The following is a 10,414-nucleotide window of genomic DNA, read 5'->3' as shown; positions in this document are numbered from 1 at the left end:
CAGCAAGGAAAGCCCGGAAAGGTCGCACTTGTCGCCGTCATGCGTAAAATGATCATCATCCTAAATGCTAGAATGCGAGACGCCAACGCAACGGTGCTTGACGCCTAACACCGTTGCTTTTCTTTTACTCTGTTTGAGCTAAATCGACCTTGTGCACCGGCATTAAGCTAACCCCGCCCGATCGGTGCGCAGGCCCCGGTTCTGGCCTCCAGCCGGGGCTTTTTTTTAACGCTTTATACTTGTTCCACGAATGCGACAAAGTTCACGATGACGTGAGATGTCATGCCGCATCTGCCTCCGCGTCATTGATGCCCATGAGTTCACCGATCTTATCCGGCCACCGGTGGATGATTTCAGAATAGGCCTTGTTGTGCTGGATGATGGTCCGCTGGCCGAGAGCGGTATACACCTGAACTTCTCGGCTCATCGTCTTTGGAGAGCAGTAACCAGCCCGCTCTGCCATTTCCTCGTTGCTGATCCTAATTGAGCCAGTCGACCACTGAACAACCTTCTTTGAGATGGCCATAATTCGAAGGGTTGCCCGCTCACGATGAATAATCTGCATCGCGATGTCATGCCACGCATCGAACATGTCATAACGCAGCTTCGATCCTTCCGGCCATCGCAAACGAACACTATTTACAGCCTGAAACTGCCTCCGCTCACCCGTTTGCACGTCATTGGCGGCGTTCGTCTTGGGATCAAAGCGCAGGGCTTCCAAAAGCTGGGGCTTGCGGATTGCGCTCATGCAACACCTGCAGCTTTCCGGCGTTCCCACGCAACAATCTCATCCTCGCGGAAGAAGTTGCGGCGACGGATGTTCATCGGCTTCGGAAAGCCTAGCCCCTCATCCTTCTGCCAGCGGTAAAGCGTCATTTCGGAAATCTTGTAGCGGTCCATGACCTGCCGTGAGGTGAGATATCCATCTGTCATCGTCGTGTTTCTCGCTTGCTAGTGATGGGAAATGTTGCCAACTTGTTCTATCGTATCCGACGGATACACTTGACGCAAGAACTTTTCTATCCCACGGATACAGTATTGGAATCGAGGTGAGAAACATGGCCGACAACAGGATCAACTCAGAGCAGTTTCAATTGCGCCTCCCTCCCGGGCTTCGCGATAGGATAAAGGCGTACGCTGAGAGCTACGGGCGGTCGACCAATGCAGAAATCGTGCGCATTCTAGAACGGGAGTTTCCGGAGCCGGTGCGCTTTGAAATTACGGTCAATAAGATACGCGAAATGATCCATTCCCTTGAGAAAGGCTTTGATGCCAACTCATTAGGAATGCTCGAAGAAGAGCTACGCAAAGCCCTTCAAGGCGTGGTCTCCGGGCAGGTGTATGACGCACCAGAAGATGCATACCAAGAAATCACAAAACTTCTTGAACGCTGGAGTGAAGTCGAATTTGAAGACGCGCAGGAACGAACGATTTCCGATCTAGACGAAGAAGAATTTGAGAACCTTCAGGAACTAGGGACCACTGCCAAGATTGTGTTTCCCGAGGAACGTCAAAAGATTCCACGTAAAAACAACCGGCAACGCCGAGCCGATGTCGACTTCACAGATAATCCTCTCGCAGATGATCGGGAAGATTGACTATCCTGCGATTGATACCACATTGCTTGATTGCTCCGTGTCCGAAACAATAGCCTTGACCTTATTCGCCCAGGCGTTGAGAGCCTGTCGTTTCTCCTCGAAATAGTCGTGCCGATTATAGACGGCTGCCACGCCTTTGATTGAGCCGCTCTTGTGGTTGAGAACAGCCTCGACCACTTGCACCGGCTGGCGCAGGGCGGCCATGCCCGACGCGCCTGTACGCCTCAGATCGTGGAAGCGCCATTCGGCGATGGAAACCCCTTCCGGGCCCTCGCCGCGCTCTGTGGCTTGTTTCTGTGCGATCTCGAGCATCTTTTCATCGATCTTCGCCTTTGCCTTCGAGAAGCCACTCACGCTGCTTTCGCCAGTAGTGGTGAACAGATAACCGATATCGCTTTTGACCTTCGGAAGGCTGTTCAACAGATCGACCACGGACGGCGCAAGCGGGACGGCATGAGCCGTTGCGTTCTTTGCTCTTTCCTTCGGAATAACCCAGAGCGGCTCCTTGCCCACGAGCTGAAACTCTCTCCACGATGCGCCTGCAACCTCTTCACGCCGCTGGACGGTCAGGAGCAACACTTGCACCATCGGACCGAACGGCCATCCAACGGCGTCACACGCCTGCCAGAGAAGCTTTATCTCGCTGTCTGACAGAACCCGGTCACGGCTGGTTTCTTTACTCGGCGCCGGCACTGTGGCGATCGGAGAGGCATCGAGTATTGACCGCTCCATACACCAATTGAAGAACCGGCGCAGGATCGCATGAACACGGTTAGCGGATATAGGCGCCCCACGGTCTACAATGGCATCGAGCAGGGTCACCACATCGCGCTTGGTGATCGACTGCACAAGGCGACCTTTCCAACGCGGCTTGATTTCGTTGTCGATAAAGCGTTCCGTTTCCTTGGCGGTGCTAGCTCGATTGTTCGGCTTCACATACCGGTTCAAGAATACGTCGAGAACATTATCGATATCGTTTGACGTGTCCGCCCGTTCTGCCGCTGCAATCTTCTTTTCCTGCCCCGGGTCTCTTCCCTCAGAAACAGCCCGCAGAGCAGCGCCAGCAGACTTGCGGGCATCAGCAAGGGAAAACGTCGGATACGCTCCCACAGTCAATTTTCGTGGCTTTCCGGCGAATCTATAACGCACAGCCCAACTCATCGCGCCTGACGGCTGCACGATCAAATACAACCCCGGCATGCCGCCGTCTGGTATCTCGCGACGGCTTTCCTCAGGCTTTACGCTCTCAATGAATTTGACGGTAAGTGACTTTGCCATAATAACCTCGGGTAACAGCCGGGTAACGCATTTGATATGATAGGTAACGTTATGATGTGATAATATCAAGTGCTATCATAAACAGGAAAAGCCCGGATTTACCGGGCCTTTGATGTTAGTGAGCGTTACCCTGTGATACGCCCCGATAATGTCAGGCACATCATTCGTAATGATGGGGTCGCGTGTTCGAGTCACGCAAGCGGCACCAGCAAATCAAAAACTTAGCACTTAAAAATCAGATGCGGCGATAAGGAAAACTCGTTCGGATAACGAATAGGGTGACCAATGGGTTCTCATGTTAATAGCCTTCAGTTTTCCAGACGTTCACTGGTAATGCTACATCGGCTTGTGCATCGGCCACGCTTCAGATAGGAGATTTCGGTATTTGGGCGCTTGTTTTTAAAAGGGGCAGTTCGCCATGTCAGGCGCAGCAACAAAATTCAAAAAAATCAAATACAATATATTGCTAGTACCCTCATCTATTTTCATTTTGATTTTATTCTCTTTGGGCGCGCCATTATATAAAGGCAGTATTTTGTCATTCCTGGTATTTGGGGTTATAGCGACGACATACGGCATAACAGCACTGGCTTGGCGCCCTTCAATATTCTTATCGACAACTGCTTTGTTTCTTTCGTTGGGATTTTTTATCAAATTTCTTTCTCTGAATTCATTCGGGATAGACCTCATCGAACCAATAGGCCAATTCGACGGCAGTGCCACGCAGTGGGATAAGGCGCTCAGTTTTGCATCAGCGGGCCTTCTTGGAGCTTTCCTGGCGAATTTCGTCAGCCAATTTGCTCCATCTACGAGATGCATAGCCCTTTCCTCATCCTCAGTTCCCGCCACAACGCAGCCGGTTCTCGGACTTTTACTGGTAGCACTTATGTTTGCAGCAATTTTGATATACGGCATCAACCTTCGCTGGAACGTATTACGTATTGGCTACCCATCGGAGATCGACCTTCCGTTTCCCCTCTACCCGGTGTTGGCTTTTATCATTACCTGGGGAGCGCTTATCGGTGCGCTAACGCTCACGTCATGGCTCCAAGATCCAAACAAGGCCGCATCGCCTTTGTTTTTTTATGTTTCCGGCATCATCGGCTTCATGGCATCATTTACGATGGGAAGCAGGGTTCAGTTTCTGTTGTATCTATTTGCAGCAACTTTGGTTGTTGTCAGCAGAGACGGCCTCAAAGCCGTATTCCGTCTCCAGATACTCGTCGCATTATTTGTCTGTGGCCTCTTATTCGGCCTCTCGATCGCGGCCGTCAGCTTGCAACGCAGCTTTGACTTTATGCCGCCAGTGAGCACAGCGCCTCCTTCCGAGGCGAGCAGTGCAGATGAGCCAATGGCCAGCGCGTCCGAAATACCAATTGCGCCACACACAGCGAATATTGCTTCCCAAAGCGGTATCTCAATGGAGTCGTCTCCGGCAGCGCCGACCAACACTCCTGTAAAGTCGAGCCCACCTCCGAGTGAAACCGAAGTTGGGCCAACGATGAGTTTGCGCATTCAGTTTATCGTGCATGAACTAAAGTCGCTTCTTATCATGCGTTGGGTCGGCTTAGAGGGCGTTATGACAACCGCAGGTTCATATGAAACCCTCGGGATGCCGCTATTCAAAACAGCGTTAAGCGAAGATCCCGGAATGGGTACCTCAGGGATCTATCAGCACATGTCTGGTGACCTTTATGCAAATGTAAAAGGCTTTGTATTTCTTACCTTGCCCGGACCGATCGGCATCGCTTCGTACACAGGCAACTTGGCGCTCATTGCCACATGTGTATTCGTCATCATGCTCTTAGGCCACGCAATAGAAGTTTACAGTGCGAAAGTGACGCGGAACATCGGTTGTACAACGGCCGTGGGCGTATCCTTGGCCTATCTTTTTGTGCAAATGGGTTTTCCTTGGACCCTTTTTATCTATTGCGTCGAACTCTTTCTGGCCATCAGCTTCATCGCCGTTGTCAGACTTGCGCTCGTCAAGTTTCCCCCCAACAGCGAGAAAACACTGTCCGCGCAAGCGTAATACAGGCAGCTAAGCCCCGCTTGCTCCAAATCGATTGCGGTCTGGAAATGGCCGCTTTCACCAATCGCCTTGACGCCATGAATGTCCGCCCCGATTTTGAATGAACGATAGAAGACAAAAGCATCGCATTTGCGTAAGCAGCCCCGCGATAGCCTGCCAAGTGTGGTTGAGAAAAGACTGAGAGTTTACCTTCGACAATCTCCAGTGGTTCTTCGGCGCGGGCAACGCTGACAGGCCGATAGCTTGCCGATTCGTCATGAATACGAAAACACGCCAAAGGCTTTGGCAGATGCAAAAACCCGCCAATGGACGCCAATCTGAGAAAGAACTCCAAATCGGGCATTTGTCTCAGATCAGTTCGCCATGGCCCTACTCGCTCATACGCGGCACGCACAAAGAAAGCGCCCGGTCCCGGCAGACAATGCAACCGAGCATACAACTCATATTCCGAATAATCCGGTGGCGTTACCAATTGAGTGGTCTGGCCCTGTGCGTTAAGCAGGTAAAAGTCTGGATACACGAGTACGGAGCCGGGGCTATTGCGCAATACATTCACACACTGCTCCACGGCGTTTGGAAGCAGGCGATCGTCGGCGCTCAAATATGACAAAATCGAACCGGATGCGGCGTTCCAGCCATTCCTCAAAGCTACGCTTTGCCCCTGATTTGTTTGCCGGATAAGTTGGACCCGATCTGCAAACGTAGCAGCAATTTCATAGGAACAATCGGTCGAACCATCATCAACGACTATGACTTCCACTTCCTTATAAGTCTGTTCGAGCAGACTCGTGATCGCCTCAGCAAGATATTTTTCACAATTATAAACCGGAACCACGATACTTACTTTTGGCATTGTCATTTAAGCTGCCCCGCCATAGCAACTAGATCGTCTGCGATTTTATCCCAAGAATAGTGTCTCTGCACATATTCATGCCAGCGCTGCCCCTGTTGCCCACGCTTGCCGTTCTCCAGCATAGATTTCAGAGCCTGCGCAATCGAATTAACTTCACAAGCACAAATAATGCCGGCATCAATTTCTTCGATCACCGACAGACCACATTGATCGGTGGCGACAACTGGAAGACCTGATGCACCCGCTTCCAAGGCGACAAGTGACATCGCTTCAGCGCGCGATGGAATAGCAAGAAACAATGCCTCGCGATAAAGCTCCGTGCGCTGCATTTCATTGACAAAGCCCAGGAACCGGATGCGCTGGGTCAGCCCCATTTCCGCAGTTCGAGCTTGGAGGCTCTCTTGGAGCCCCAGATCAGGACCAGCCAGCATCAGAGTTATGTCAGGATAATGTTTTGCCAACATCCCGAATGCATCAACGAGAAGATCAGGTCCTTTGATAGGTGCGAGCCTGCCTACATAGAGGATATAAGAGCCTTTCGGCGTTTCGCTGAGTGGGATATTGGCTGACCGGACGGCGCCAGCAATGGCACCATTTGGCAAAACGACAATGCGATCTGCTGGTAGATACAGATCTTCCACGAATTGCTGTTTCTCAAGCTCGGTAATGGTAAGAATTTTGGTAGCTTTTCCAAGCAATAACCAACCCCAAAGCCGGTGGAAAAGTTTCGCCACTGGACGTGCCTCTTTTAGCAACGCCAGTTCACCAGCGGGGCAAATAAAAAAGGGCTTGCTCGTCAGGAAGGCTATAAAGGCCGTCAGGACGGATAGAAGATTCCAGTACCCCAGAATATGAACTATCTCAGCGCTATTCACCAAACTCCACAGACGCCACGGAGAAACAAATGGTATTGTGAATTTGACCCGCGCCGATCCGGTTATGTAAATTCGTGCGTCAGCGGCCGTCAATTCGTCGGCTATCGACCCAGCTTCAATCGTTGCGACAGAGCATTCGTGTCCCGCCGCTATTAATGCTTTCGTTAATTGCCGGGTTCTCTCGGCTGTCCCCGCGCCACGTTCGCTATCCAAGGATACACAGGTAAGCAGCAATCTCATTGAATGCCTCTAAACGCCAGTTTCTCAAGATACAAATCAAGTTCTGCAGCAAAATCAGGACGCTTGACGCCCGCCCGCTCCAGCAGTTCAGTGGAAAAGCGTCGCATAGGCAAAACTGTAGACTGCCCCCGCGCTTTCAGTGCCATTTCTAAACAGAAAGGGGGAAGTTGTGGCAGGCTGCTCAAATTCCTTCTGCCACAGAAGCGAAGAATTCTTTCATGCATATACGCAAAATTATTGCGTTCATCGTCGTCATCCGTGACGAGCAGTGTGTCATACTCGCCTGTTTGAACCAGTGCATATCTGACAGCAGATAGTACGGATGCCACACTCACTAGATGCATGCGGCGGCGCCCATAAAGCGCTCTTCTCAGACCAAGTTTCCATAAAGGTGCTGCTTGAGCCTCACTGAAAAATGAAATGACGTTGCGCCCACCCTCGCCGTAAACGGCTCCTAATCGCAATACAGACAGAGCCATCGAAGAAGCACGAAGCAAATCCTCAATCTCACAGTGTTCCCGAGCGTAAGCGCTATCCGGCACGGGAACGCTCTGCTCATCAATGAACAAGGCATGGCTCCCGTTATAAACGTCGATGGAACTGAGATGAACAAGGCGTTGCATGCCTGCCTGGCAAAGGGCAGGCAGAAGAGTTTTCATAAAATCCAGACACCAACCACTGCCATCGGGCCGCAACATATTAATTACAACGTCACAGTTTCGCAGCCTTCGCTGCGCGGAGAGTGCGTGTCCTTCACGAAGATCAACCACATTCACAGAAGTATCGGCAAGCCAGTCGGCTTTATTCCGGTGGACCAGATAGTGCAACTCGTATTCAGGATTCGATGAAAAATCAGCGGCGAACAGTCGTCCCAAAAACCCTGTTCCCCCAAGCACAACAATAGAGCGTTGAGATCTTCCTGTCATGATGGAGAAACCTCTGCCAGACTGGATTGCCGGGGATGAATTCCAAAAACGGTGGTATCAAGATTGAAATGCTGTCTCGCCTGGAACGCGAAAAGAGACACCTGTAAAATATTGCCTATTGCCATGGCCGCCGCGAGGCCTGCTACGCCAAAATACTCCAACCCAGAAATGGCCAACAGGATGGTAAATCCTCCAACGACCAAAGTTATCCGCATGGTCAGAACTTGTTGCCCGCCGGTCATCAGCAACACGCCTGCTGCGCCACAAGCTGCATGTATGACCTGTGCAAATCCGAGAATGGCAAACAGATAGTATGCTTCTATATATGCCTCATTCCAGAAACTGATCAGATAATATCCGAACAAAAGGAAAGCAAAATAAGCCAAACTCGCAAGAAAAGTACTGTTTCTTGCCGTTGAAGAAACTAGCTTTCGTAGTTCAGCGTTTCTCTGAGAAATTCTATATTCCACTGCGACGGGTGCCAAGGCGGCATTCGCGACCGCCAATGGAAAAAGCAACAGTCCTGAAACACGCGTGGCAATGCCATAGACAGCTACTTCCTTTGCTCCATACCATTGCGAAAGCAGAAGTATATCTGCCTGAGATACAAGAAAAAGAACAAGAGAACTGAGAAGATTGGGAATGGATTTTCTCGTAAAAACAACGATCCTCTTATTATGAAATCTCTTTCGCGGGAGTTTTTTAATTCTTCCATGCAGCTCCATAATGGAAAGGAGGAAGACAAGGAATGAACCGGTAAGACCGCAATACAGAACATAATGAATTTCGGATTTATCCGAGAAAATAAATACAATGCCTATATATACCGGTATAAAAATACTCGACAAGGTAATTAGATAATTTGCCAAACCATAAGATCGCAAAGCTCTTAATATTTCACATGAGATCATTGTTTGAGCATTGAAAGATGCGATCATAATCACACAGATCCAAATCATACTATCGAATATTCCAAAACTATTCTTTAAAAAGAAGAGAAAAATGAAATAGAAACTCGCCAGCACCGCAGAAATGAGCATTGAAGCGAATGTTACGGAAACGATAAAAAAACGCGCTTCCGCCAATTTATTCTGAGCTATATATGTAGAAAGAAAATGCGGAATGGTAAAAGTAAAGCCAAATTGAGCAACAGTGGATAGAGCAGCAATCGCGACTTGCGCCTGAAAAAATACTCCTACTGCCGATTGTTCCAGCACCAATGGTAATAATAAGGAATTTGCTATGCCACTGACCAGCAAAATGACCTTGCTCGCAGCCGTAGCGCCGCGCGACTTGGTGAAGCTTAGCTCTTTCAAGCTATTATAAGTTGTCTTAGACGCGAGGGGGGAATTGAGGTCCTTTTCTACAGCCATCGATCAGTACACCTCTGCTGAGAGTTCCCGCGCTTAGCCAGCCCCTCGAGAATATGCTCTAGCCGATCCACGATATGCACAAAGTCAAATTCCTGCCGATAATAAGCAGGCCCCGCCGCCGCCATTTGCAGGCGATTTTCTTGTGGCATTTCGATCAGATCAACGACAGCTTCAGCTAGCTTAACGCTGTTACCAGCAGGCGATGTGATCCCTGCACCGGAATCCTGAATGATACGGGCACCTTCGCCATCAAGCATTCCGAGTAATGGCACGCCGGCAGCCAGATATGATTGCACTTTGCTCGGTACGGTCAGCGCGAACAGTGGCTCTGCTTTCAGCGAAACAAAAAGAGCATCCGCCGCACGATGGAAGCGCGGCATCGCTTCTGGCGGAAAAGCACCATGCAAACTGACTCTGTGCGTCAAACAACGTTGTTCCAATTGCGCTGCGAACCAATCTGCCAACCTGCCATCGCCGACAAAATTCCAGTGCAAATCGTCGCGATGAGCCAGCGTTGCGATTGCATCCAGCACCGTTGGAAAATCTTGTGCTTCGCCAATATTGCCAAGATAATAAATGTGAAAGACGGATTTTTTTTCCCGTTTGTCCGTACATTCGGCTTCATCACCGGACGGCGCCCAATTTGGTAGATAGCTTACCGGAACATGTGTCGGCACCTGTTGCTTCAGACGGGGCAGAAACGCTTGCGATTGTGCGAGTACGTGGTCTGTGTGTTTGTAAACCCAGGAAAGAAAACAATCAGCCCAACGTAGAAGCCGTCTAGATCGGACAACACCAATTGCAGCCAACGTATCCGGCCACAGATCCTGAACCCAGAATACGGCAGGCGCACGTTTCAGCCGCCGCAGCACAACACTCGGCAACCCAATGGTTGCCGGCGAGGGCTGAAAGACCAGAACAGCATCGAAAACCCGTCCTCGCAGTTTCCAGACGCCCAGCGTAGCCGCCGACAAGGCAAAACTGATATAATTGCCGACGAGACCGATAGTCCTATAACCTCGCGGCACAAGAGGTACCCTGACAATGTCAGTATTACCAATTTTGCTCCATTGATCCGGCGAGTTTTGGAATTCTGCAAAAATCTTGCCGTCTGGATAGTTCGGCCACCCGGTCAAAACGCAGATGTCATGCCCACGTCGCTCCAGTTCCACAACAAGTTCGTTAATGCGAAAATTCTCGGGCCAGAAGTATTGACTGAGGACGAGAAGGCGCATGCCC

Annotated in this window: 10 protein-coding genes and 1 pseudogene; 3 read left to right on the top strand and 8 right to left on the bottom strand. The window is 50.3% G+C overall.

Translation table 11 applies throughout. The features are described 5' to 3' along the window. Positions 1–108: pseudogene (locus HWX93_RS18760) on the top strand (IS110 family transposase); the annotation flags it as partial. Between the two features lie 172 nt (positions 109–280). Here the strand turns inward: HWX93_RS18760 and HWX93_RS18755 are convergent. Both HWX93_RS18755 and HWX93_RS18750 read right to left on the bottom strand, forming a co-directional pair. Further along, the gene (locus HWX93_RS18755) at positions 281–748 is read right to left on the bottom strand and encodes a hypothetical protein (protein WP_176038299.1); all 468 of its coding nucleotides are present in this window, start codon (positions 746–748) and stop codon (positions 281–283) included. Continuing rightward, the gene (locus HWX93_RS18750; protein ID WP_176038298.1) at positions 745–933 is read right to left on the bottom strand and encodes a helix-turn-helix transcriptional regulator; all 189 of its coding nucleotides are present in this window, start codon (positions 931–933) and stop codon (positions 745–747) included. The genes HWX93_RS18755 and HWX93_RS18750 overlap by 4 nt, the downstream gene beginning before the upstream one ends. 125 nt (positions 934–1,058) lie before the next feature. On the opposite strand from HWX93_RS18750, the gene HWX93_RS18745 reads away from it, so the two are divergent. Further along, positions 1,059–1,598 carry an Arc family DNA-binding protein gene (locus HWX93_RS18745; protein WP_176038297.1) on the top strand — a complete coding sequence of 180 codons (540 nt, stop codon included), beginning with the start codon at positions 1,059–1,061 and terminating at the stop codon, positions 1,596–1,598. Here HWX93_RS18745 and HWX93_RS18740 read toward each other — a convergent pair whose 3' ends face one another. Further along, positions 1,599–2,876, bottom strand: a complete 1,278-nt coding sequence (locus tag HWX93_RS18740) for a tyrosine-type recombinase/integrase (RefSeq protein ID WP_176038296.1) — start codon at positions 2,874–2,876, stop codon at positions 1,599–1,601. It lies immediately after the preceding gene. 418 nt (positions 2,877–3,294) lie between these two features. Between HWX93_RS18740 and HWX93_RS18735 the strand changes: the two genes are divergently transcribed. Next, complete coding sequence (locus tag HWX93_RS18735) at positions 3,295–4,908, top strand: hypothetical protein (protein WP_176038295.1); 1,614 nt, start codon at positions 3,295–3,297, stop codon at positions 4,906–4,908. Here HWX93_RS18735 and HWX93_RS18730 read toward each other — a convergent pair. Genes HWX93_RS18730 through HWX93_RS18710 form a run of 5 tightly spaced genes read right to left on the bottom strand, consistent with a single transcriptional unit; the run spans position 4,862 to position 10,410 of the window. Continuing rightward, positions 4,862–5,767: a glycosyltransferase gene (locus tag HWX93_RS18730; RefSeq protein WP_176038294.1), complete on the bottom strand. Its 906-nt coding sequence runs from the start codon at positions 5,765–5,767 to the stop codon at positions 4,862–4,864. The genes HWX93_RS18735 and HWX93_RS18730 overlap by 47 nt on opposite strands. Then, on the bottom strand, positions 5,764–6,876 hold the full coding sequence (locus HWX93_RS18725) for a glycosyltransferase (RefSeq protein WP_176038293.1): 1,113 nt from the start codon (positions 6,874–6,876) through the stop codon (positions 5,764–5,766). The genes HWX93_RS18730 and HWX93_RS18725 overlap by 4 nt, the downstream gene beginning before the upstream one ends. Next, positions 6,873–7,802, bottom strand: coding sequence for an NAD-dependent epimerase/dehydratase family protein (locus tag HWX93_RS18720; protein WP_176038292.1), 930 nt, complete (start codon positions 7,800–7,802; stop codon positions 6,873–6,875). The genes HWX93_RS18725 and HWX93_RS18720 overlap by 4 nt, the downstream gene beginning before the upstream one ends. Beyond that, positions 7,799–9,175: a lipopolysaccharide biosynthesis protein gene (locus HWX93_RS18715; protein ID WP_176038291.1), complete on the bottom strand. Its 1,377-nt coding sequence runs from the start codon at positions 9,173–9,175 to the stop codon at positions 7,799–7,801. The genes HWX93_RS18720 and HWX93_RS18715 overlap by 4 nt, the downstream gene beginning before the upstream one ends. Beyond that, the gene (locus HWX93_RS18710) at positions 9,166–10,410 is read right to left on the bottom strand and encodes a glycosyltransferase family 4 protein (RefSeq protein ID WP_176038290.1); all 1,245 of its coding nucleotides are present in this window, start codon (positions 10,408–10,410) and stop codon (positions 9,166–9,168) included. The genes HWX93_RS18715 and HWX93_RS18710 overlap by 10 nt, the downstream gene beginning before the upstream one ends. Positions 10,411–10,414: the final 4 nt, after the last annotated feature.

This window comes from Brucella tritici (assembly GCF_902825325.1).
GTDB lineage: Bacteria > Pseudomonadota > Alphaproteobacteria > Rhizobiales > Rhizobiaceae > Brucella.
Note: the sequence above shows the minus strand (reverse complement) of the source record. Positions and strands in the feature narration are given on the sequence as shown.

Coding starts and splice junctions, on each gene's coding strand:
- HWX93_RS18730 (WP_176038294.1), bottom strand. CDS start 5,767: ATGACAATGCCAAAAGTAAGTATCGTGGTTCCGGTTTATAATTGTGAA.
- HWX93_RS18740 (WP_176038296.1), bottom strand. CDS start 2,876: ATGGCAAAGTCACTTACCGTCAAATTCATTGAGAGCGTAAAGCCTGAG.
- HWX93_RS18755 (WP_176038299.1), bottom strand. CDS start 748: ATGAGCGCAATCCGCAAGCCCCAGCTTTTGGAAGCCCTGCGCTTTGAT.
- HWX93_RS18715 (WP_176038291.1), bottom strand. CDS start 9,175: ATGGCTGTAGAAAAGGACCTCAATTCCCCCCTCGCGTCTAAGACAACT.
- HWX93_RS18745 (WP_176038297.1), top strand. CDS start 1,059: ATGGCCGACAACAGGATCAACTCAGAGCAGTTTCAATTGCGCCTCCCT.
- HWX93_RS18710 (WP_176038290.1), bottom strand. CDS start 10,410: ATGCGCCTTCTCGTCCTCAGTCAATACTTCTGGCCCGAGAATTTTCGC.
- HWX93_RS18735 (WP_176038295.1), top strand. CDS start 3,295: ATGTCAGGCGCAGCAACAAAATTCAAAAAAATCAAATACAATATATTG.
- HWX93_RS18725 (WP_176038293.1), bottom strand. CDS start 6,876: ATGAGATTGCTGCTTACCTGTGTATCCTTGGATAGCGAACGTGGCGCG.
- HWX93_RS18720 (WP_176038292.1), bottom strand. CDS start 7,802: ATGACAGGAAGATCTCAACGCTCTATTGTTGTGCTTGGGGGAACAGGG.
- HWX93_RS18750 (WP_176038298.1), bottom strand. CDS start 933: ATGACAGATGGATATCTCACCTCACGGCAGGTCATGGACCGCTACAAG.